We start from the raw sequence: 22,645 nt of genomic DNA on the forward strand, positions 1-22,645 counted from the left end.
GTTGCTTTCGCCATCAGATGCAGCACCAAACGTGCTGCATCCACTCAGATCCGCGGCATGCTCGCGGGGCGCACCTCGCGCGCCTGCGCTGCGAGGCGGATGGCGGCATTCGCTGCGCCGAAGCCCTGGTAGTTGCGCCGTTCGACGATCTCGAAGAAGAAACGCTCGTCGAAAATGTGGGTGTAGACCTGGAAGAACTCGCCGTCGCCCTCGCGGTCGTAGAGGATCTGGTTTTCGCGAAGCTGCGCCATCACCTCGGGCGCGAGATCGTATTTGGCTTCGATGTCGTCGTAGTAATTGTCGGGGATTTCCAGAAACTCCGCGCCACGCTTGCGCATGGCGGCAACCGTCGCAAAGATATTCTGGCAGGAGAAGGCGATGTGCTGCACGCCGGAGCCAAAGAACTCCGAGATGAAGCGCGCCGGTAGTGTGCGGTTGGCCGAGGAGCCGTTGAGCACGAAGCGCAGGCTCTGGTCGCCATTGATGATCGCCTGGCTCTGCACGAGGCCGCGGGGGTCCGCGATCTCCATCTGTGGCAGCCGGGTCAGATCGAGGATGCCGGTGTAGAACAAGAGCCAGGACAGCATCTCGTCATACGGCATCGACTGCGCGATGTGGTCGACGGCGAGAAGCTGATCGGCGCCGGCATTGCTCGCGACCGCCTCGAAATCGGTGTCCCAGTTCTTGCCGGCCTGGTCGAGAAAATATAGGAGGCTGCCGCCGACGCCGTGGATCGCCGGAATCTCCAGCTCGCCGGGACCAACCGGAGAATAAAAGGTGCGTGCCTTCAGGGCTTCCGCGCGCGCCATGGCGCGGCCGGAATCGTCGACGTCGAGCGCGATGGCGCAGACGCCGGGACCGTGCGTGACGTAGTGCGAATGCGCAAAGCCGTCGGTCTCGCAGTTGATCACGAGCTCGACCTTGCCTTGCGTCCAGCGCTCCACCGCCTTGCTGCGGTGCTTGCCGGTCTTGCGGAAGCCGAGCTGCGAGAACAGGCCGGCAAGCTCCGCCGCCTTGGTCTCGTTGACGGCGAACTCGACGAAGCCGGTGCCGCGGGTCTTCGCCTTCGGTGCGAGTTGCTTGTCGGCGAGCTTCGGCCATTTCGCCGCGAGCCGGTCCTGCAACAGGATCAGCGAGCGGAGGCCGTCGGTTGCCGTCTGCGCAGCGGAGCCGGCGCGGAACTGGTCGTTGAAGATCTCCAGCGACAGCGGGCCTGTGTAACCGGTCGCCGCGATCGCCTCCATGAATTCGCCGACCGGCAGGTCGCCCTGGCCGGGGAAGGAACGGAAGTGGCGGCTCCAGGAGAGGATGTCGAGCTCGAGCCTCGGCGCATCGGCAAGCTGCACCAGAAAGATCTTGTCGCCGGGGATCGAGGCCATCGCGCGTGTCGGGAAGCTCGGCGCCAGCGCGTGAAAGCTGTCGAGAATGACGCCGATCGCGGGATGGTCGGCACGGCGCACGATCTCCCAGGCATCGCGGTAGTCGTTGACGTGACGGCCCCAGGCCAGCGCCTCGTAGCCGACGCGTAGAGAACGCTTTGCCGCGCGATCGCCGAGCTCGCGGAAATCGTCCGCGGCGCGGTCGATGCCACCAAGCGAAGCCGGCGAGACATTGCTACAGATCAGAAGGAGATCGGTGCCGAGCTCCTGCATCAAATCGAACTTGCGCTCGGCGCGGGCAAAGTTGCGCGCGCGCTGCGGCTCCGGCATGCCCTCGAAGTCGCGGAACGGCTGGAAGGCGCAGATCTCGAGATTGAGGTCCTTGCAGAGGCGCGCCACCTCGCGCGGGCTCGCGCCGAACGACAACAGGTCGTTCTCGAAAATCTCGACGGCATCGAAGCCGGCCGATGCGATGGCGCGGAGCTTTTCGTCCAGCGTGCCTGAGAGGGAGACCGTTGCGATCGAGCGCTTGTTCATACTGCTGTCTCCTCCATGGCGCCGCCGAGGAACAATTGTCCGATGCGCGGATCGTTCAGAATTTTCTGTGCCTTGTCGACCATGCGGGTCTGCCCGAGCTCGAGCACGATGCCGAAATCGGAGATCTCCAGCGCCGAGCGGGCGTTCTGCTCGATCATCAGGATCGTCACGCCGCGATCGCGCAGGGATTTTAGGATATCGAAGGTTTGCTGCACCATCAGCGGCGACAGGCCAATCGAGGGTTCGTCGATCAGCACGAGCTTTGGCTCCAGCAGGAGCGAGCGCGCGATCTCGAGCTGCTTTTGTTCGCCGCCCGACAGCGTGGAAGCCTGCTGCGCCGACTTGCGCCGTAGCGCCGGGAACAGATCGAGCGCGGCCTCGATGCGCGTGTGTAGATCGACGTCCTTTGCGGCCGCGACGCCGCCGAGCTCGATATTGTGGCGCACCGACAGCTCGGGAAAAATGTTGCGGCCCTGCGGCACGTAGCAGATGCCGGCATTGAGCAGCGTACGCTGGCTCAAGTTCGTGACGTCGCGATTCGCGAAGCTGATCTTGCCCTCGCGCAGCTTCAAGAGGCCGAAGATCGCCTTGAACACGGTGGATTTGCCGGCGCCGTTGGGGCCGATGATCGTGGTGATGGTGGCCGGCGGCACAGAAAACGTCGTGCCGTTCAGGATCGTCATCTTGCCGTAGCCGCCGACGAGATTGTGAACCGAGAGGATCGGATCGCTCATGGTCTAGTGTCCCAAATAGGCTTCGATCACGGCGGGGTTCCTGCGGACTTCGTCGGGCCGTCCCATCGCCAGTACCTTGCCTTCCGCCATCACCATCACGCGCGAGCACAGCGACATCACGAATTCCATGTTGTGCTCGATCACCACGAAAGTCGCGTTCTTCTCGCGGTTGATTGCGATCAGGCGCTCCTTCAGGTCCGACAGCATCGTCGGGTTGACGCCGCCTGCGGGCTCATCGAGCAGCACCAGGCGCGGCCCGCCCATGAAGGCCATCGCGGCATCGAGCAGCTTCTGTTGGCCGTAGGAGAGGCCGCCAGCAGGTTCAGCGGCGAGATGGTCGAGCTTGAAGAAGCCGATCATCTGGTTGGCGGCGTTGGTCAGGCCGGCATCGGAGCGGCCGACCAGGCGCGATGCCATGTTGCCCTGGTGCTCCTGCCCGGCAAGGATCAGGTTCTCGCGCACCGAGAGTTTTGGAAACACTTGCAGGAGCTGGAACGTGCGGCTGACCCCGAGCTTGTTGAGCTCGGAGGGGCGCAGGCCCGTGACGGTCCTGCCGTCGAGCTTGACCTCGCCACTGCTCGGCATGAGCTGGCCGAGGATGCAGTTGAACAGCGTCGACTTGCCGCAGCCGTTCGGCCCGATCAGGCCGAGGATCTCGCCTTCGCGGACGTCGAAGCTGACGCCATCGACCGCGTTGATACCGCCGAAGTTCTTCTTGATGTCCGTGACTTCGAGCACCGCACTCATTGCGCCGTCTCCAGGCGGGATTTTGCGACGGCCCGCAGCGCCGACGCAGCCTTGGTGCGCCGCGCCGCCATGTAGCGATCGAGGATCCCCAAGATGCCGGTCGGCGACCAGATCAGCAGCAGCATCACCGCGATCGCGTAGAGCATCAGGTAATAGCCCTCGGTGAAGCGCAGCCATTCCGGCAGCAGCACCGCGATCATCGCGCCGAGAAAGGGACCGAGGTAGAAGCCGGCGCCGCCGACGATCACCATCATCAGGAGATCCAGCGAGAGCGACAGGTTGAACGGCACCGGGTCGATATATTGCGTCAGCGGCGCATAGAGCGCGCCGGCGACGCCGCCGAGCGCCGAGCCGATTGCGAACGCCATCAACGTGTAGCGGCGGGTGTCGACGCCGAGCGACTGCGCGCGCAGCGGATTCTCGCGCAGCGCGATGAAGGCGCGGCCCCAGGGCGAGCGAATCAGCCACCACACGGCGAGCGAGACGATGGCAAGCGAGCCGAGACAGACATAGTAGAACGGCAACGGCTTGTTGGTCGCGATGCCGAAAATATGTGGCCGCGGAATATTGGAGATGCCGTAGATGCCGCCCGTGAGCCAGCTCTCATTGCGGAACACCAGGAAGGCGAGGGTGGAGAAGGCGAGCGTGACGAAGGCGAGGTAGTGGTGCTGCACGCGCAGCGCCGGGTAGCCGAGCACCCAGCCGACCGCAAAGCTCAAGCCGATCGCGACGAGGATCGCGGCCGGCAGCGGCCAGCCGTGGGTCGTCATGATCGCCGCGGCGTACGCGCCGATGCCGACGAAGGCGCCCTGTGCCAGCGAGACCTGGCCGGCATAGCCGAGCGTGAGATTGAGCCCCATCGCGGCGATCGTCATCACGGCCCACTGGCTCAGGATGAACAGGCCGTAGCGGTTGAAGTTCATGGGGACGACGATCAGCGCAGCGATGACGATAAGGCCGAGCGCGATCTTCAGGGGTTTGGCGAATCCGGTCATACCGTACGCTCCTCGGCGCGGCCGAGCAGGCCCTGGGGACGGAACAGGATGACGATGATCAGAACGAGCATCGGCACTGCCGAGCGATATTGCGTCGAGACGTAGGAAGCCGCGAGATTGTCGAGCACCCCGATCAGGAGGCCACCCGCAATCGCGCCGCGCACCTGGTTGAAGCCGCCGACGATCGCGGCGATGAAGGCAGCCTGGCCCAGCACCTCGCCGGAGGAGAATTTCGCCAGATAGATCGGCGTGATCAGGAGCGAAGCCAGCGCGACCAGGAAGGCGTTGATCAGGAAGGTCAGGAGGATCATCCGCTCGACCGGTACGCCGATGATGCGCGCCACCGTCGGGTTCTGCGCCGCCGCCTGCATCTGGTGGCCGAGCGAGGTGCGGTTCAGAAGCGCAGTCAGGCCGACCACGGCGAGAATAGCGACGACGAGCACGCCGATGCTTTGCAACGAGACCGCATGTCCAAAGACAGAGACGTCACCAGTCGGCACGATCGAGGGGAAGGGCGAGGCTTCGGCGCTGAAGAACTGCTTCACGGCCTCCTTGATGCCGATTGCCAGCGCCATGGTGGCGATCGCCAGCGGCAGCACGCCATGGCGCAACATCGGATCGACCAGCAGCATCTTGAAGGCGAGGCCAAGCAGGATCATCGAGAGCAAGGTGCCGAGGATGATGGCGAGCCAGAACGGCGCCCCCACATGCATCGCCGCCAGCATCAGAAACGCCGGCAGCATCACGAACTCGCCCTGCGCGAAATTGATGGTCTGCGAGGTCTGCCACAGCAGCGTGAAGCCGACCGCCACCAGCGCATAGATGGCGCCTGTTGCAAGTCCCGCGACCAGAAGATCGAACAGATTGGACATTTTCCCCTCTCCCCGCTCTCACTCTTCTCCCTCTCACCGTTCTTACGGGCCGCGACGAGCATCGCTCGGGCTGAGAGGGTCGGGTGAAGGGCTCGCTCCGCAAATACGGTGATAATTCGCGGAAGCCGCCCCTCACCCCAACCCTCTTCCCGCGAAGAGCGGGGAGAGGGAGTAGGGCGCAAGGTCACTTCAGCTTCGGCAGCACCTGCTTCACCACCTGCTTGCCTTCCACGACCTCGACCAGGAAACTCTGGCGGTCGATGTCGCCGTTCTGGTCGAAGGTGACGTCCATCAGGATGCCCGGTTCGTCCGCGGCCTTGATGGTCAGGCCGTGCAGCGTGTCGGCAAACGCCTTGGGATCGACCTTGCCCATCTTCTCGGTGGTGGCCTTCACCATGTAGACGGCGAGGTAGCCCTTCAGGCCGTTATGGTCGGGCACGTAGTTGTACTTTTTGGAGAACCGATCGCGGAAGCCCTTGATCAGGTCGACCGGTGCGTCGGTGGTGAGGCCGACATGGCCGCGCGCGCCGTTGGCGGCGTCGCCTGCAAGCTCGATCACCTTCTGGCCGATCAGCGTGGTCTCGCCCATCAGCGGCGCGGTGACGCCCTGGCGCTTCAGCTCTTTGAGGATGCGCGCGCTCTCTTCCTCGTTCAGATAGACGAACACCGCGTCCGGATTGGCGGCCTTGATCTTGCCCACGTCGGCGGCGAAGTCGGCTTGGCCGGCTTCGGTCGAGAGATCGGCGACGACCTTGGAGCCGAGGCGGTCGAGCTCCTTGACGATGACGTCGCGTCCGCCGCGGCCGAAATCATTGTTGACCCAGACGACAGCGACCGTCTTCGCCTTCATGTCGTCGTGGATGTACTTTGCGACCTTCGGCATCGAGGATTGCTGGCCAAAGGAGGTGCGGAACAAGAACTTGTTGCCTGCCTGGGTCAGCTCGGCGGCCTCACCGCCCATGATCTGCGCGATGCCAGCTTCGGCCGCGAGCGGCGCGGTGACTTTCACCGAGCCGGAATAGCCGGGCCCGAGCAGCACATAGGGCTCGGCGTCGAGCGCCTTTTGCACTTGCGCGCGCGCCACGCCCGGGTTGGACTGCGAGTCGGCATGGGTGACCTCGAGCTTGCGACCGAGCACGCCGCCCTTGGCGTTGATTTCCTCGATCGCGAGATCGATGCCGTTCTTCCAGTTGGTGCCGACGGTGGCGCCGCCGCCGGACAGCTCGGCGACGTCGGCCAGCTTGATCGGCTGCGCAAAGGCGCTCGTTGCCATGGCAACCGCAAACAGGGCGCCCAGTAATGTCGATTTCATCTCACTCCTCCCATTTCTCTTCAGTTATGCAAGCGGTCTTGTTTCCGGCCGCTTTCCGTCAAGCTACCTGATAGGCGGCGCTGCGCGCTGCCATCACGGCGTCAAAAGCCTCGCCCATGACCTCGGTCGATGGGGCAAGGCCGGTGAACAGTTCGAACGCGTCTGCGGCCTGGTAGATCGCGAGCTCGCGGCCGGTCATGATCCGCGCGCCCTTGGCCTGCGCTGCCGCGAGCAGCGGGGTGATCAGCGGTGAATAGACGGCGTCGGCGACCCAAAGGTCTGCACGCAGCAGCGCCGTCGGCACCGGCGTGTCCCGGTTCGGCAGCATGCCGACCGGCGTTCCGTTGATCAGGCCAGTTGCGCCCTCGAGCGCATCCTCGATGCTGGATGCGACTTTTGCGCCGTTCGTGGTCAGGAGCGATGCGAGCTTCTCGGCCCGCGCCGGTTCGCTGTCGACGATGCGGATGTCGGAGACCTTCTGGCTCGCCAGCGCGAAGGCGATCGCCTTGCCGACGCCGCCGGCGCCGATCACGGCGACCGCATTGCCCGCGGGCGCCAGCAGGGGCGCCACCGCACGGGCAAATCCCGTGGTGTCGGTGTTGTGGCCGATCAGCCGGCCATCGCGAACGACGACGGTGTTGACTGCACCCATGGCGGCTGCGCCGGGCGCAAGCTCGTCGAGTAGCGGCACCACCGCTTCCTTGTAGGGATAGGTGACGTTGACGCCGGCAAAGCCGAGCCGCCGCACCCCCTCGAGCATCATGCTGAGCCCGGCAGAATCCGCGCCGGCGACCTCGATGAGCTGGTAATGGCCGCGCAGCCCCAGCGCCTCGGCGGCGTGCTCGTGCATGGCAGGCGAAGCGGAATGCTTAATCGGCGCACCGATCAGGCCGGTGAGGAGTTTCTGAGGTGCGGCAGGTCGGCGCGTTGACATGATCCGAATTGGTCTGGGTGTGTATGTGTTTCGCCACGCGGTGTTGCGCGGAAATCGGCAAAGCTCAAGCCCGACGATAGCCTGTCCCCCGCCTAACACAATTACCCATTTATCCTACAAACCTAACATAATGTTATTTCCTGCGACCACGAGCCGCGGCGCCCTTCTGGCCGCTGCGCGAGGGCTCGACCGCGCGCATCTCGGCGCGGAGCTGCTCGATGAAATATTCGACGTGGAGCGAGAGCGGTGCGCCGCGTTTCACCGCGATATAGGTGTCGAACCGCGTCGGCTCGGTGATCCTCAACAGCTCGATGCCGGGATAGCCGCCATGGGCGACCGTGAACTGGTCGATGATCGCGATCCCCAGGCCCGCCTTCACCAGCGCGCACACCGTGGTGCCGAAGCGAGCGCGGATGGTGATGTTGTATTCGAGCCGGTGACGGGCAAAGATCTCGGCCATGATCCTTCCGTAAGGATCGTTCGGATCGATGCCGATCAGCGGATAGCGCGTGATCTCGGCCGCCGAGACCTGCTTGCGGCCGGCGAGCTCATGGCCGGGCGGCACGATGCAATAGAGCTCGCCGGAAGCGAGCGGCATGAAATCGAGGCCGGAATGCTCCAGGCGGTAGCTCATCGCGACGCACTCGCCGCGGCCGAGCATGAGATAGTCGATCGCTTCCTCGAGCTTGAGGATGTTGATGTCGATGCCGAGATCCGGATAGCGCCGCCGGACCCGCTCGATCGCACGCGGCACCATCACCTGCGAAATGCTCGGCACCGAGCCGATGCGCAGCTCCGACAATCCGCCGCGGCCGATCTTGGAGATGATCTCGGAGAGGTCATCGACCTTCTTGTAGACGCCGTTGATCTGCTCGAAGATGTTCTCGGCCTCGGGCGTCGGGAAGTAACGTCCGTTCTGGCGCTGGAAGAAGCGGATGCCGAGCGAGCGTTCGGTGTATTTGACGAGACGGCTGATGCCGGGCGCCGATACGTTCAATAGCTTCGCCGCGCCGCCAATGGTCCCCGTCACCATCACGGCGCGGATCACTTCAACCTGGCGTAGCGTCATCATGCTCTGGGACATCCCGACGGACGATCGTGAGTGACGATCATCTCACGACAGGCGTCATGTCATCCAGCCGCAAATGCCTGTCAACGTGAATAGCCCGCGGCGCGCGCTATCTTTGGCCATGAAGGGAGAACGGACTAGGAAGCGAGAACGGACTCAATTTCGCGGTCAGATTGTTTCAGCTAAAACCGGCGCGTTCGAATAGAAGGCCATCGCATCGCGACGTCTCACCCGCGCGATTGCTGCAACTGCGTTCTAGCGTGCCGGCCCTTCGGGTGAGACGCTATCGGGCAGCGCGGCGCGTTCGCTTTCCAGCACCTCGCGCGCGAGCTCGATGATCTTCTGCTTGTTCGCGGTCTCGCGCACGGCGAAGAACACGCGGTTGAGTTCCAGGCCGAGCACGCTGTTGAGGGCGATGTTCTCATCTTCCATCGTGGCTCTCTCGCTCCAGACGACGGAGGTGTATCTTGACCTCCCTTCCTCCACAAGTAGATTAAATCTTCAGAGCCTGCCGCACCGTGAAACTACGGAGGCGATGCATTGAGACGACGCCCGAGTCAGGCTACAAAGCAAGCTACGGAGCGAGGGGGCAGGAACGAACCGATGTCCGCTGTGGACTATGGCCGGGAAGCGCTCGACTTCATCGAAGGCCTGGAAGCTTACAGCAGGGTTCCGGATGCGATGAACGCGCTTGAGGCGGCATTTGGCCGCTTCGGTTTCGAGCACATCATCGTCACGGGGCTACCGAATCCGGAGCAGCACTTCGAACAGATGGTGCTCGCCAAGCGCTGGCCTGCGGAATGGTTCAGGATGTACACCGAGCGGAACTACGTCCGCTTCGATCCGGTGATCCGGATGTGCCGGCAGTCGGTGAATCCCTTCGAATGGTCGGAAGCACCGTACGATGCCGAGCGGGAGCCCGGTGCGGTGGAAGTGATGAACCGCGCCACCGATTTCCGCATGTCGCGCGGCTTCGTCGTGCCGATCCACGGGCTGACCGGTTATGAGGCCGGTGTTTCGCTCGGCGGCGTGCATCTCGATCTCAATGCACGAAGCAAGCCGGCGCTGCACCTGATGGCGATGTACGGCTTCGACCGCATCCGCCGCCTGCTCGATCCGCGTCCGACGCCGCCGGCGCTGCTCACGCCGCGCGAGCGCGAGGTGCTCGCCTGGGCCTCACAAGGCAAATCGGCCTGGGAGATCGGCGAGATTCTTCACATCACGCAGCGGACCGCGGAAGAGCACCTTGCAACCGCTGCGCGCAAGCTCGGTGCCGTCAACCGTACGCATGCAGTCGCGATCGCGATCAAGCACAAAATCATCAATCCATAAGCTCTCACTGGGAAATTTCCCAATATCGAAGCCGCCTCTTTTCAACGAGGCTTCCCCCGTTTCGAAGAACGGGGGATTTCATGATCCATGCAATTTCTTCGGCGAACCGACATCTGTACGAAGACGTCGTCGAGCAACACTTCCGCTTGCGGCACGAGATCTTCGTCGACGAGCGCAAGTGGGAAGCGCTGCGCAAGCCCGACGGCCGCGAGGTCGACGTCTACGACGACGACGATGCGATCTACATGCTCGCGCTGGAGAGCCGCCGCGTGATCGGCGGCTACCGGCTGTATCCGACCACGAAGCCGACGATGATGAGCGAGGTCTTTCCGCATCTCGCTGCGGTGCGCGGCTGTCCGGCTGGCGCGCTGGTGTGGGAATGGTCGCGCTTCTTCGTCGCGCGTGACCGCCGCGATGGAGCCATCAATCTGCAATTGATGGCGTCGGCGCAGGAGTTCTGTCTCGACCAGGGCATCGAGCGTCTCTGCCTCGTCATGGAGACCTGGTGGTTGCCGCGCTTCCACGACATCGGATTCGTCGTCACGCCTCTGGGATTGCCCGCGCTGGTCGACGGCTCTTGGACCATGGCTGCCATGATCGACGTTTGCCGGGAGTCGCTCGATACCGTGCGCGAGCGGATCGGCATGGCGAGCGTCGTACGCCAGGATGGTCCGCGCCTCGACGCCGTCGCCCGTGCCAACACCTGCGGCCTCACCGCCGCGCAACGAAAGACCGCCTGAGATGTCGAACATGATGCGAGACACCCGAACCCTTGCGAAGCTTAAGATGAAAATGAAGGAAGAGAATCTCGGCTACATGTCCGACATGGCGCTCGAGCTGGCGCAGATGGCGGATGATTGCGGCCACGCCACGCTCGCCTATCTGTTCCGGATGGCGGCGCTCGAAGCTTCCACCGCCGACGGCGTCGCGACTGACCGGGATGACTTTCCTCACTCGATGACCTCGCACTGAGCGCGACGATGGCCTGCCTCTCCCTCTCCCCGCACGCGGGGCGAGGTGAAGCGCGTTACTCGGATGAATCGTGAGGCGAGCTGTCGACCTCAGCATTCTTGATGTGAGTGCGCGAGACAATCGCCGGGATGCCGGCAGCAACCTCACCGTTCAACATCTACCCTGCGCCTCGTCTGAGTAGACGTGGGTGCGGCAGCTTGACCCATCCCCCACGCAATCTTCTTGCAAGTCGCACTCAACGCCTGTTCGATGAGATGCAACAAAGTGCATGTCGGGCATAGAATCGCTCTTGCGTCGGAACGATACTGCCGTTACCGATTTTGGCCTTGAAGAGGTAGGGGGAGCTCTTTCACTGATGGCGGCCGTGTTCGAACATCGGCGCAACGTGATGCCTGGCTGAAAGAGCGTCGATGCTGCTCGTCGTCGAACAATTCCTCAACGGATTGCAGTTCGGGCTGCTTCTCTTCCTGCTGGCCGCCGGGCTGACGTTGGTGTTCGGGATCATGGATCTCGTCAATCTCGCGCACGGCTCGCTCTACATGATGGGCGCCTATTTCGCCGCGACCTTCGTCGCCTGGACCGGCAATTTCCTGCTCGGCGCGCTGCTCGCACTGGGCGCGACGCTCGTGCTCGGCATCGTGCTCGAAGTGGTTGCGCTCAGGCATCTCTATGGCCGCGACCATCTCGACCACGTGCTCGCGACCTTCGGCCTGATCCTGTTCTTCAATGAAGCGGTGCGGCTGATCTGGGGCCCGGCGGGTCTCGCGCTGCCGCTGCCGCCCTGGCTCACCGTGCCGGTGCCGATCCTGCCCGGCATCTATTACCCGGCCTATCGCCTTGCCATCATCGTGGTCGCGCTTCTCGTCGCGTTGCTGCTCTATCTCGGCGTGATGCGCACGCGCATCGGCATGCTGATCCGCGCCGGAGCCTCCAATCGCGAGATGATCGGCGCGCTCGGCATCAACATCAAGCTGCTCTATACGCTGGTGTTCGGTCTTGGCGCGGCGCTCGCCGGCCTCGCCGGGCTTATGCAGGCGCCGATCCTCACCGTGCAGATTGGCATGGGCGAGAACATCCTGATCCTTGCCTTCGTCATCATCGTGATCGGCGGCATCGGCTCGATCCGCGGCGCGTTCCTCGCGGCGATCTTCGTCGGCATGATCGATACGCTCGGCCGCGCCTTCCTGCCGAACCTGCTGCGCCAGATCCTGAGTTCAACCGCAGCGTCCACCGCCGCGCCCGCGCTGTCCTCCATGCTGATCTATCTCTTGATGGCTGTCGTGCTGGTGGTGCGGCCGGAGGGGCTGTTTCCGGCCAGTCGTCGATGAAGGCTTTGAGCGTGAGCAAGGCCGTCACGGCCCTGGTGCTGGCAGGCCTCGTGTTGCTGCCGCTCTATTCGCAGCTTTCCGGCAACATCTTCATCCTGACGCTATTCACCCGCATCGTCATCCTGGCGCTCGCGGCCGCGAGCCTCAACCTCATCATGGGCTATGGCGGCATGATGAGCTTTGGTCACGCCGCCTATCTCGGCATCGGCGGCTACGCGGTGGGCATCCTGGCGCAGGAAGGCATCGGAAGCGGCTTCATCCAGTTCCCGGTCGCGCTTGCGGCGTCCGCGCTGTATGCGCTCGTGATCGGCGCGCTGTCCTTGCGCACGCGCGGCGTCTATTTCATCATGATCACGCTCGCCTTCGCGCAGATGGCCTACTACGTCGCATCGGGCCTCGCGCGCTACGGCGGCGACGACGGTCTCACCGTCTACAAGCGCAGCGATTTCTCCGGGCTGATCAATCTCTCCAGCCGTGTGCAGTTCTACTATCTCTGCCTCGGCTGCCTGCTGGGCGTCATTGTCTTGATCTGGCGCATCGTCAATTCGCGCTTCGGTCTTGTCGTGCAGGGCCTGCGCTCGAACGAGCAGCGCATGGAGGCGATCGGATTTCCCGCGAAGCGCTATCAGCTCGTCTGCTTCGTCATATCGGGCACCATGTGCGGCCTTGCCGGTGCGCTGCTCGCCAACAACACCGACTTCGTCAGCCCGGCCGTGATGTACTGGACCCGCTCCGGCGACCTCATGGTGATGGTGATCCTAGGGGGAATGGGTACGCTGTTCGGCCCGGTCGTGGGTGCGGTGGTATATCTGCTGCTGGAAGAATTCCTGTCGCAGATCACCGAATATTGGGCGCTGATCATGGGCCCGCTCCTGCTGCTTATCGTGCTGTTCGGGCGCGGCGGCATCATGGGCCTGCTCGGGAGGGCCGGTCGTGGTTGAACCGCTGCTCCGCGTCGAAAAGCTGGTGCGCCGCTTCGGCGGCATCATCGCGACCGATCACGTTTCGCTCGATGTTGCGGCCGGCGAGCTGCACGCCATCATCGGTCCGAACGGCGCCGGCAAGACCACGCTGATCAGCCAGCTCACCGGGCACCTCTCGCCGCATGCGGGCAGCGTCTTGCTCGGCGGGCGCGATATCACCTATCTGCCGGCCTATCGCCGCTGCGCGCTGGGGCTCGCGCGCTCGTTCCAGATTACCTCGCTGCTGCTCGACTTCACCGCCGCCGACAATGTCGCGCTGGCGGCGCAGGCGCACGCGGGCACGTCGTTCCGCTTCTTTGCCAATGCGCGGAAGGAGCGATCCTTGCGCGATGCCGCGCAAGCCGCGCTTGATCGCGTCGGCCTGTCGCATCGCGCAGATGTCGTGGTGAGCAGGCTCAGCCATGGTGAGCGGCGCGAGCTCGAGCTTGCGGTCGCGCTCGCAAGCAAGCCGAAGATCCTGCTGCTGGACGAGCCGATGGCCGGCCTTGGCGTTACCGAATCCCAGCGCATGGTGAAGCTGCTTCAGGATCTCCGGAAAGAAGTCTCGATCGTACTGGTCGAGCATGACATGCCGGCGGTATTCGCGCTCGCCGACCGCATCTCGGTGCTGGTCTATGGCCGCGTCATCGCCTCCGGCGATCCGGCCGCGATCCGCGCGAACGACGAGGTCAAGCGCGCCTATCTCGGCGATCAGCATGTGGTGAGGCGCCATGATTGACCAGATGGCCGACTCGCTGCTCGACGTCGACGGCATCGAGACCTGCTATGGCCTCTCCCAGGTGCTGTTCGGTCTGTCGCTATCCATCAAGGCGGGCGAGATGGTCTCGCTGATGGGCCGCAACGGCATGGGCAAGACCACGACCATCCGCTCCATCATGGGCCTGACACCCGCGCGCGCCGGCGCGATCCGCTTCGCGGGCTCAGAGGTGCGCCAGCTTCCGCCCTACCGGATCGCAAAACTCGGCGTCGGCCTCGTGCCGGAGGGACGCCAGATATTTCCCAATCTCACCGTGCGCGAAAATCTCGTCGCGGCGGCCGCTGATCGCTTCGGCATCGACAATCCCTGGACGCTGGCCGCGATCTACGTCCTGTTTCCGCGCCTCGCCGAGCGTGCGTCGAACATGGGCAACCAGCTCTCCGGCGGTGAGCAGCAGATGCTCGCCATCGGCCGCGCGCTGATGACCAATCCAAAGCTCCTGATCCTCGACGAAGCGACCGAAGGCCTCGCCCCGCTGATTCGCGAGGAGATCTGGAATTGCCTGTCGCTGCTCAAGAAGCGCGGGCAATCGATCCTGGTCGTCGACAAGAACGTCGACCACCTCGCCCGCATCTGCGACCGCCACTACATCATCGAGCGCGGCAAGACGGTGTGGAGCGGCACCTCGGACCAACTGACGGCCGAGCCTGAGCTGCAGCACCGGTATCTCGGAATTTGACGCGTTCCTCAGTGCGGGCACAACGTCGTCCGTTCTAGCCGCGCTCACGGGGGATCGGCAGCCGTCTTCGACGAAATCTAGTTTCGAAGCCCTCCAAACTGTTCGCACAGCTCTTGAGCGCACCGTCGCTGGTCGTAAAAGTTTGCAGCGTAGTGATGCAAGACTTCTATGATCAAATCGTCGGACGGCGTGGAGACAACGTTGACGCCACACGATCCGGCGCTTCAGCGGCGGCGCAATGGCTGGATTTCCCGGGCTGCCTGTTTGTGAGGGGTGAGTTTCAAGCCGCTGCAGACTGGCCTGCGATCGCGCAGCCGGGATTGTTCATTTCCGTGGCGTTCGACGGTGGGAAGGGCCGCGGCAATCTGGCGCATGGGAGGGGTTGCAGAAAGCAGATCACGGTGATTGCCGTCCGCGAAGCCGCTGCAGTCGCGCGCCCGGTTCAGTGTGATGAAAGGCCTGCGATAGGCCTGGCGTTGCCCAAAGCTTCCATCGACGGTCTCGGTCTCGAGCATGATTTCCGGGCACTGTTTGAGAACGACGAGTCCGGTGCGGTTGTCGTCTCTTTGAAGGCATCGCCGCGCATTCAGGCCATCGCGGCAGAAATGTTCTCGCCGCCGGTCGACGGAAACGCTGCAAAATTGTTGCTGTCGGCGCACGCTGCCGAGATCATCGTTCATGCACTGGCCGGCGAGCAGGGCAGGATCGAGATCGATCCGGTAGCCGATCTCCAGCGGATGCGATTGCAGTCGGTCAAGGCGCGCATGGACGCCGATCTGGCCTACCCGTGGAGCATCGACGAGTTGGCGCGGAACGCCGGGCTGAGCCGCCGGTCCTTCAACCAAAAATTCAAGATGGCGTATGGCGAGAGCGCGATCGATCACTTGAGGGCCCGGCGGCTGGATGCTGCTCGGGCCCTTCTGATTCATCAGCGGTTGTCGGTCACCGAAGCGGCCTATCGGGTCGGCTATGCCCATCCGGCAAATTTCGCAACGGCCTTCCGCAGACGCTTCGGCTATTCGCCGAGCGACTGCCAGTAGCAGAGTTCGACTGAGCTCGCGGGCGTTCTGCACGCAGCTGCATGAGTCTGCACGACGTGTCCATGTCGTCGACGACGAAGGCCTATCCGTTCGCAGACTTGAGAGCCTCCACGTGGAATCAAAGGTGATTTGCGCACGCGCAAAGGCGGTGCGCGCCGCGATCTGATTACTCCCCGATCGTTCGAAGATGGAACTCGGGGACGACGATGAGACGCGACGACGGGCATAAGTTGGTTTGGGAGCGGTTGATGAGATCAGGCCTGGGCCTGGGGATGGCTGGCCTGGGAGTGCTCCTGCAACCGACACCGTCGATCGCGCAGATATCCGAGCCGAGGTCCGGCTCGAGCGCAGGGACCTCATTGCCTCCCGTCACGGTGGATGCACCCGGACAGGCGCGTCCGCGCGCCCAGCGAGCGTCGCAATCGCCGCGCGACCGCAACCTGACACAGCGCAATGCCGGGCCCGTGGATACCAGAAATCAAAACGCGCGTGAGGCCGGTGCCGGTCGCGGCAATGCGTCAAGCGAGAGCAGCTACGTTGCGGGCACGAGCTCGGCAGGCACGAAGACGAGCACGCCATTGCTCGAGACGCCGCAGTCGATCTCGGTCGTGACGCGCAAGGAGCTCAACGATCGCACCGTGCAGACGCTGACGGAGGCGGTCGGTTACGAGCCGGGCGTCCGCATCGATGCTGCCGGCTACGATCTGCGCTTCGAGTCGATCTCGATCCGCGGCTTCGATATCACCTATAACGGCACCTATCTCGACGGACTGCGCCTCGTCGGTGCCGGTCTCGGCGTGTTCAAGACTGAACCTTATGGCATCGACAGCATCACCGTCGTTCGTGGGCCGAGCTCAGCGCTTTATGGCCTCGGCTCCCCCGGTGGACTGATCGATCTACAGAGCAAGCTGCCGACCAGCCAGCCGTTTCACGAGGTGCAGACCCTGTTCGGCGACCGCAGTCGCTTTGAGGGCAATTTCGATCTTTCCGGGCCGCTCGATGCCAGCGGCCAGTTTCTCTATCGGTTGACCGGGGTCGTTCGCGAGGCGGACGTGTTCGTGCCGGGCGGCAAGGACGATCGTGTCTATGTGGCGCCAGCCGTCACTTGGAAGCCTGATCAATCGACGTCTTTCACGGTTCTCGGCGCCTACCAGAAATCGAAGACGCCGGGGTCGATGTTCACCTACTCCTCGGGGACCGGGACGACCAACGACATCTACACCGGCAGTCCGTCCTACAATTCGCTGGATCAGGAGCAGGGGCGCGTCGGCTACATCTTCGAGCATGCCTTCGACAACAGCGTCACGGTCCGGCAGAAGTTCCGTTACACGGATGTGGACGCGGTCACCCGCTATGTCGGCTTTCTCGGCGCTCCGGTGGGCGACGTCGTTTCGCGCTATACCGGCTACGTCCACGACAGGCTGCAATCCGCCATCGTCGACAACCAGGTCGAGGCCAAGGTCGCTACGGGACCTGTGCAGCACACCCTCCTGATCGGCACCGACTACACCTGGTCGAAATTCTCTGACATGCAGGGGTTCGGCTTCGGTGTGTCCGATCTCAATCTGGCAGCGCCGGTCTATGCGCCCGAATCCATTCCTGATCCGGCAATCTCGTCCTCGACGGCACAGCGGCAAATCCAGTCCGGCGTCTATGTCCAGGACCAGGCCAAGCTCGATCACTGGATCTTGACGCTGAGCGGTCGCAGTGACTGGGTGCGCACCACGGGCGAGGATCTGTTCGCGGTGACCCGGCAAGTGCAGTCCGACCAGGCCTATAGCGGGCGAGCCGGGCTGACCTATGTGTTCGATTCCGGCGTTGCGCCCTACGTCGCCTATTCGACGTCGTTCTTTCCCAATCTCGGCGTTGATCCGTCTGGCGCCTTCTTCAAGCCGACCACCGGCCGGCAGACCGAGGTCGGTGTGAAGTATCAGCCGCCCGGCACCAGGAGCTTCATCACCGCCGCTGTCTTCGACCTCACCCAGGACGGCGGGCTCGTGACGACGGGGACGGGGGTCACGGTCCAGCGCGGAGAGATTCAAAGCCGCGGCTTTGAATTGCAGGGGCTCGCGAGTCTGGGTGGTGGTTTTGATATCACCTCGTCGTACACCTATCTCGACATGGTCACCAAGCAGGCTGCAGACAGCTCGACGCTTGGTAAGTTTCCATCCGGCAACCCCCCGCACACCGCGACGTTGTGGGGCAACTATGCCCTGCCGCTGGCCAGTCCGTTCGCAGGACTAAGCGTCGGCGCGGGCGTGCGCTACATGTCCTGGAGCTTTGGCGACGACGAGAATACCTTCAAGAACAGCGCGGTTACCTTGATCGATGCGGCGCTGAAATATGATCTTGGCCAGGCGGCGAAGGAATTGAAGAGTGTGCAGTTCCAGGTCAATGCCAAGAACCTCTTCAATCTGCACTACACCACGTGCCAGGTTGGATATTGCTACCGCGGTGCGCCGCTGACCGTCATCGCGACACTCGGCTACCGCTGGTGAATGGATCCCCGGGGATGACGCGTTTTGCCCTGCAACCCGCGTCATAAGGTCAATCCGTCTTACCTAAGCGTACCTGGCGCTCAGCGTGACAGGCGATGCACGCCGATCTCGATCAGGGTGGTGCGGCAGGACAGACGGTAAATCAGGCTGAACAATTGACCCCACATGACCGAACTCCATCGTCTGATCACATAATCGCACTCTAGCGCTGCAGTCTTTCCGGCGCTTTTCGAGGCATACGGAAAATGGCTTCGTCCGGCGGCAACGTGATGTCGTCGGAACAGGCGGGACGAAGTCGTCTCACAGGAGGGTGAGGTATGCCCGCAGGGCGCCGTGGGGTTACCGTCACCACGGCGAGTAGCCGGTCTCAAAACATCTCGAAATATTCGCGATGCTCCCAGTCGGTCACCTCGGCCAGGAAGCGGTCGATCTCGGCATTCTTGATGTGGGTGTAGTAGTCGACGAACTCCGCCCCGAGCTTCTCGCGGAAGAATGGGTCGTCCTTCAGCGCGCCGACGGCATCGCGTAAGGATTTTGGCAATAGCGGCGCCTTGGTCTCGTAGGGCGCGTCCGCAGATGGGCCGGGATCGAGCTTGCGGTCGACGCCGTCCAGCCCCGAGAGGATTTGCGACGCCATGTAGAGATAGGGGTTGGCTGCGGGCTCGCCGATCCGGTTCTCGAGCCGCGTCGCCGGATCGTTTGCACTGCCGAGCACGCGGATCATCACGCCGCGATTGTCGCGACCCCAGATCGCGCGGTCCGGCGCCAGCGAATAGGAACGGTAGCGCTTGTAGCCGTTGATCGTCGGCGTGGTGAACACGGCTGAGGCGCGGGCGTGGTCGAGCAGGCCTGCGAGCCAGGCGCGGCCGAATTCGCTCAACGGCTGACTGGCATCTTTCGCCATGAACAAGTTCTCGCCGCCCGCGCGCGAGGTGATCGACTGGTGCAGATGCCAGCCGCTGGCGAACACGTTCGGCAGTTTTGGCCGGCACATGAAGGTGGCGTGATAGCCGTGACGGCGCGCGATCTGCTTCACGGCCGAGCGAAACAGCACCATGTTGTCGGCGGGCTCGATGCCCTTCCGCGGCTGGAAGGTGAACTCGCACTGGCTCGGCCCGAACTCGACCTCGACCGAGCGCAAGGGAAGCCCGAGCGCGACGATGTCGCGGCGCAGGATCTCCAGCACCGGCTCCATCTGATCGAAGCGCTGCTCGGTGAGGTATTGATAGCCGTGGCTGAGCAGGCTCACCGAGGGCGGCGTGCCGGGCTGGCCGGCATCCTCCGGGCGCATATGCCCGTCGTCGAGCTTGAAGATGTGGAATTCCACTTCGAGGCCGGCGACGAAATCAAGGCCGCGCGCGCCGAGCTCGTCGAGGACCCGCCGGTAAAGCCCGCGCGTCGCGAATGGCACAGGCCGTCCGTCGTTGAAATGGAGATCGCACAGCAGCCAGCCCGTGGTCGGCGCCCAGGGCAGCACGCGGAAAGTGGTGGGGTCCGCGACCATCAGCACGTCGGCCGCGCCCTCCATCTCCTTCATGCCGAAGCCGCCGCCCGATGTGAACACCGGAAACACCGTGCGGTGCGAAGTGTCCTTGGCGAGCATGGTGGTGGTGATGGAGCAGCCGCTCTCCAGCGAGGCGATCGCCTCGGCCGCGATGATGGTCTTGCCGCGCAAAATGCCGTGCTGGTCGGGGAAGGCGAGGCGGATGACTTCGAGGTTGTTCTCCTCGACCATCCGCCGCACGCGCAGCGCCGCGTCCTTCTGCTCGGCCGACCAGAGCTCATGACGCGCGACGAAAGTCACTGCATTACTCCGTCAGTTATTAGGCGTGAAGTACGCGCCACATACTCCGTCATTGCGAGCGCAGCGAACCAATCCAGAGTCTTGCGCCGGCGACAGTCTGGATTGCTTCGCTGCGCTCGCAATGACGCGGGAGGGGCCTTCACGTTTACTCCACTGCCGTAGGGCGGGCAAAGGCGCAAAGCGCCGTGCCCACCAGCTCTCCACGATATCGACAGAAGTGGTGGGCACGCTTTGCTTCGCCCACCCTACGATTTTCATGATGTGGCCTCACGAGCGCGAGCCTCACTCTGCCGCCGTCAGCCGATGCACCTTGCCTTCAATGTCCTTCGGCACCGGCGCCGTCCAGGGCGCGCCGCGGCGTCGCTTGACGTCGACTTCCATCCAGTAGGTCTCCCAGCCCCGTGTCGGCCCGATGCCGTCCATCGTTGCAGGCCCTTGGATCGAACGTGCGTTATCTTCATCGAGAAACAGCATCGGCTTCTCGCCGCCCAAGACCCTCTCGATCTCCTGCCGCAACAGGCGGCGATACTGCACGATCGCCTTGTCGCTCTGGCCGAGATGCTCCTTGGTACGATCCTGGATCGCGCCCATCGATTCCACCGCCCACTGGTCGTGGACGTTGATGTCGGTGCCCATGCCGGTATAGGTCGCGGTCTGCTGCTCGTGCGGATCGAAGCCGTAGTCGTTGGCCTTGTTCTTGCGCGATTTGTAGTCGGGCAGCTCATAGAGTTCGAGCCGCTGGTCGCGCATCTTCTTCTTGTCGACCGGGTTCGTGTAGCTGGTGAAGATCGCGTACCAGTAGCAGTTCTCGTCATCGACCGGCACGTGCCACTGCGTGATCGTCATCTCCGTGCTCATGGGGATGACGAAGCCGTGCGGGAAGAGCTGATTTGTCACCCGCACATGCGTGCGCTCGTCGTCGATCTCGCGTAGCGCGATCAGCCGCAGGCCGTATTCGGTGTGCTCGACGTTGATGATCGGGCGGTCGTATTCGCGCAGGATTTTGGTCATCGGCAGGTCAGAGCCGGCAGATGCGCCGCGGAACTGTTTGCCGTAGGCGGTCGAGGTGTCCTCGTCCTCGAAGAAGCGGTGCAGATAGGAGGCGTGTGCGGGATCGATGCCGACCTCCAGCGCCTGGAGCCAATTGCAGGCCATGTGGCCCTTGAAGGCAAAAGTGTGCGTGCCGGGTGCGACGAAGCAGTCGAGCTCCGGAAAAGCGGGCGGGGCGCCCTCGCCAAGATAAGCCCAGAGGATGCCGCTCTTCTCCACCACGGGATAGGAGCGCTGACGGATGTTCTGGCAGAGTTTTGAATCCTTCGGCTCGGCCGGCGTCTCGATGCACTGCCCCGTCGCGTCGAACAGCCAGCCATGGAAGGCGCAGCGCAGGCCGCCAGTCTCGAGACGTCCGAAGGCGAGGTCTGCGCCGCGATGCGCGCAGTGGCGGTCGATCAGGCCGTAGCGGCCGCTCTCGTCGCGGAAGAGCACGAGGTTTTCGCCCAAAAGTTTGACGGGCCGTACCGGGCGCGCGTCCTCCAGCTCGTCCACCAGCGCCGCCGGCTGCCAGTAGCTCCGCATCAGTCTGCCGCAGGGATCTTTCGGCCCGGTGCGGGTGATCAGGTCGTTCTGCTCCTGGCTCATCATGGCGGCGGCGTCCTTTTTGCGCGGAGGGGCGTTGTTCGCCTATTGAACGAATGGGCGAATTATGACATGCCGTGGTTTGGCAGCAAGCAATATTTTGCAGGCGCGGAGCGGATGCCCAAGCTGAAGCGGAACGAGACGGACGAGCGCGCGACGGATTTCGTCGAGAGCCTCGATCGCGGCCTGCGACTGTTACAGATGTTCGGCGCGACCGCCGGCCCGATGACGCTGAGCGATCTCGCCCGCGCCGCCGAGCTGCCGCGCGCCACCGCACGGCGCATCCTGTTCACGCTCCAGCGCGGCGGTTTCGTCGCCAGCGACGGCAAGCTGTTCGCGCTGACGCCCCACGTGCTGACGCTCGCAGCGTCGTATTTGCGCTCCAACCAGCTCGTTGCCGTGCTGCAACCGGCGCTTGACCGCATCGCAACCGCGGCGCAGGAGATCTCCTCGCTCGCGGTGCTCGACGGCGACGACGTCCTGTTCATCGCGCGCGGCAGCCCGATGCGGGTGTTCTCCGGCGGGCTCGAGATCGGCTACCGGCTGCCGGTCTTCTGCACCTCGGTCGGCCGCGTCATGCTTGGCCAGTTCGACGACGCCACGCTCACCGTCCGCCTGAAGAAGATGAAACGCGAGGCGCTGACGCCGCAGACCGTGACCGATCCGAAGCTGCTCGTTGCGAAGATCGCCGCCGATCGGGCGCAGGGTTTTTCGCTGGTCGATCGCGAAGCCGAGCCGCATTTCCGCTCGATCTCCGTTCCTGTCCGCCGCTACGACGACACCATCGTTGCCGCCATCAACATGGGTGCCCATGTCGACCGCGTGCCGACGCGGGAGCTGATCGACCGCTTCCTGCCGCTGCTCCGCGAAGGCGCGGAGGCGGTGCGCTCGCAATTGCTGTAGCGCCACAGTAGCTACGTAGGGTGGATTAGCGAAGCGTAACCCACCGCTTCGCCCAACGCGTGGCGAGCAAAGAGGTGGGTTACGCTGACGCTAACCCACCCTACGCCGCTCGCTTGTGCTATAATTCCCGCAAAC

General features: G+C 63.6%; 21 protein-coding genes. 10 read left to right on the forward strand and 11 right to left on the reverse strand.

Translation table 11 applies throughout. The features are described from left to right. Positions 1 to 44 precede the first annotated feature (44 nt). The 9 genes from SO140_RS00995 to SO140_RS01035 form a co-directional block, all read right to left on the reverse strand. Positions 45 to 1,916: a bifunctional sugar phosphate isomerase/epimerase/4-hydroxyphenylpyruvate dioxygenase family protein gene (locus SO140_RS00995; protein ID WP_449377754.1), complete on the reverse strand. Its 1,872-nt coding sequence runs from the start codon at positions 1,914 to 1,916 to the stop codon at positions 45 to 47. Beyond that, entirely contained in the window at positions 1,913 to 2,650 is a 738-nt protein-coding gene (locus tag SO140_RS01000) for an ABC transporter ATP-binding protein (RefSeq protein ID WP_449377753.1), read from the reverse strand. The genes SO140_RS00995 and SO140_RS01000 overlap by 4 nt, the downstream gene beginning before the upstream one ends. A 3-nt stretch (positions 2,651 to 2,653) precedes the next feature. Continuing rightward, positions 2,654 to 3,397, reverse strand: coding sequence for an ABC transporter ATP-binding protein (locus SO140_RS01005; RefSeq protein WP_449377752.1), 744 nt, complete (start codon positions 3,395 to 3,397; stop codon positions 2,654 to 2,656). Next, on the reverse strand, positions 3,394 to 4,392 hold the full coding sequence (locus tag SO140_RS01010; protein WP_449377751.1) for a branched-chain amino acid ABC transporter permease: 999 nt from the start codon (positions 4,390 to 4,392) through the stop codon (positions 3,394 to 3,396). The genes SO140_RS01005 and SO140_RS01010 overlap by 4 nt, the downstream gene beginning before the upstream one ends. Further along, entirely contained in the window at positions 4,389 to 5,264 is an 876-nt protein-coding gene (locus SO140_RS01015) for a branched-chain amino acid ABC transporter permease (RefSeq protein ID WP_449377750.1), read from the reverse strand. The genes SO140_RS01010 and SO140_RS01015 overlap by 4 nt, the downstream gene beginning before the upstream one ends. A gap of 184 nt (positions 5,265 to 5,448) precedes the next feature. Next, positions 5,449 to 6,576 (reverse strand): ABC transporter substrate-binding protein, encoded by a 1,128-nt coding sequence (locus tag SO140_RS01020; RefSeq protein ID WP_449377749.1) that lies wholly within the window; start codon positions 6,574 to 6,576, stop codon positions 5,449 to 5,451. A gap of 58 nt (positions 6,577 to 6,634) precedes the next feature. After that, positions 6,635 to 7,510, reverse strand: coding sequence for a shikimate dehydrogenase (locus SO140_RS01025; RefSeq protein WP_449377748.1), 876 nt, complete (start codon positions 7,508 to 7,510; stop codon positions 6,635 to 6,637). A gap of 133 nt (positions 7,511 to 7,643) precedes the next feature. Then, complete coding sequence (locus SO140_RS01030; RefSeq protein ID WP_449377747.1) at positions 7,644 to 8,582, reverse strand: LysR family transcriptional regulator; 939 nt, start codon at positions 8,580 to 8,582, stop codon at positions 7,644 to 7,646. A gap of 252 nt (positions 8,583 to 8,834) precedes the next feature. Beyond that, positions 8,835 to 9,011, reverse strand: coding sequence for a hypothetical protein (locus tag SO140_RS01035; protein ID WP_449377746.1), 177 nt, complete (start codon positions 9,009 to 9,011; stop codon positions 8,835 to 8,837). A gap of 171 nt (positions 9,012 to 9,182) precedes the next feature. Here SO140_RS01035 and SO140_RS01040 point away from each other — a divergent pair, with 171 nt between their 5' ends. The 9 genes from SO140_RS01040 to SO140_RS01080 all read left to right on the forward strand — a co-directional run bounded on the left by SO140_RS01040 (position 9,183) and on the right by SO140_RS01080 (position 18,168). Beyond that, the gene (locus SO140_RS01040; protein ID WP_449377745.1) at positions 9,183 to 9,911 is read left to right on the forward strand and encodes a helix-turn-helix transcriptional regulator; all 729 of its coding nucleotides are present in this window, start codon (positions 9,183 to 9,185) and stop codon (positions 9,909 to 9,911) included. A gap of 80 nt (positions 9,912 to 9,991) precedes the next feature. Then, a complete protein-coding gene (locus SO140_RS01045) occupies positions 9,992 to 10,651 on the forward strand; it encodes an acyl-homoserine-lactone synthase (RefSeq protein ID WP_449377744.1) in 660 nt (219 codons plus the stop codon). Between the two features lie 46 nt (positions 10,652 to 10,697). Then, positions 10,698 to 10,883, forward strand: a complete 186-nt coding sequence (locus SO140_RS01050) for a hypothetical protein (protein ID WP_254102280.1) — start codon at positions 10,698 to 10,700, stop codon at positions 10,881 to 10,883. A 410-nt stretch (positions 10,884 to 11,293) separates the two neighbouring features. Beyond that, complete coding sequence (locus SO140_RS01055; protein ID WP_449377743.1) at positions 11,294 to 12,211, forward strand: branched-chain amino acid ABC transporter permease; 918 nt, start codon at positions 11,294 to 11,296, stop codon at positions 12,209 to 12,211. After that, positions 12,208 to 13,152 carry a branched-chain amino acid ABC transporter permease gene (locus SO140_RS01060; RefSeq protein ID WP_498542191.1) on the forward strand — a complete coding sequence of 315 codons (945 nt, stop codon included), beginning with the start codon at positions 12,208 to 12,210 and terminating at the stop codon, positions 13,150 to 13,152. Before SO140_RS01055 ends, SO140_RS01060 begins: the two co-directional genes overlap by 4 nt. Next, entirely contained in the window at positions 13,145 to 13,912 is a 768-nt protein-coding gene (locus SO140_RS01065; protein ID WP_449377741.1) for an ABC transporter ATP-binding protein, read from the forward strand. Before SO140_RS01060 ends, SO140_RS01065 begins: the two co-directional genes overlap by 8 nt. 4 nt (positions 13,913 to 13,916) lie before the next feature. After that, positions 13,917 to 14,630 carry an ABC transporter ATP-binding protein gene (locus SO140_RS01070; RefSeq protein WP_449377839.1) on the forward strand — a complete coding sequence of 238 codons (714 nt, stop codon included), beginning with the start codon at positions 13,917 to 13,919 and terminating at the stop codon, positions 14,628 to 14,630. Positions 14,631 to 14,743: 113 nt separating this feature from the next. After that, the gene (locus SO140_RS01075) at positions 14,744 to 15,670 is read left to right on the forward strand and encodes a helix-turn-helix transcriptional regulator (RefSeq protein WP_449377740.1); all 927 of its coding nucleotides are present in this window, start codon (positions 14,744 to 14,746) and stop codon (positions 15,668 to 15,670) included. Between the two features lie 248 nt (positions 15,671 to 15,918). Then, entirely contained in the window at positions 15,919 to 18,168 is a 2,250-nt protein-coding gene (locus tag SO140_RS01080; RefSeq protein ID WP_498542192.1) for a TonB-dependent siderophore receptor, read from the forward strand. Between the two features lie 367 nt (positions 18,169 to 18,535). On the opposite strand, the gene SO140_RS01085 is transcribed toward SO140_RS01080, so the two are convergent. Both SO140_RS01085 and SO140_RS01090 read right to left on the reverse strand, forming a co-directional pair. Beyond that, positions 18,536 to 19,972 (reverse strand): glutamine synthetase family protein, encoded by a 1,437-nt coding sequence (locus SO140_RS01085; RefSeq protein ID WP_449377738.1) that lies wholly within the window; start codon positions 19,970 to 19,972, stop codon positions 18,536 to 18,538. A 282-nt stretch (positions 19,973 to 20,254) separates the two neighbouring features. Further along, positions 20,255 to 21,613 (reverse strand): aromatic ring-hydroxylating dioxygenase subunit alpha, encoded by a 1,359-nt coding sequence (locus tag SO140_RS01090; protein ID WP_449377737.1) that lies wholly within the window; start codon positions 21,611 to 21,613, stop codon positions 20,255 to 20,257. 111 nt (positions 21,614 to 21,724) lie between these two features. Between SO140_RS01090 and SO140_RS01095 the strand changes: the two genes are divergently transcribed. Then, positions 21,725 to 22,510, forward strand: coding sequence for an IclR family transcriptional regulator domain-containing protein (locus SO140_RS01095; protein WP_449377838.1), 786 nt, complete (start codon positions 21,725 to 21,727; stop codon positions 22,508 to 22,510). Positions 22,511 to 22,645: the final 135 nt, after the last annotated feature.

The organism is Bradyrhizobium sp. UFLA05-108 (assembly GCF_059803455.1).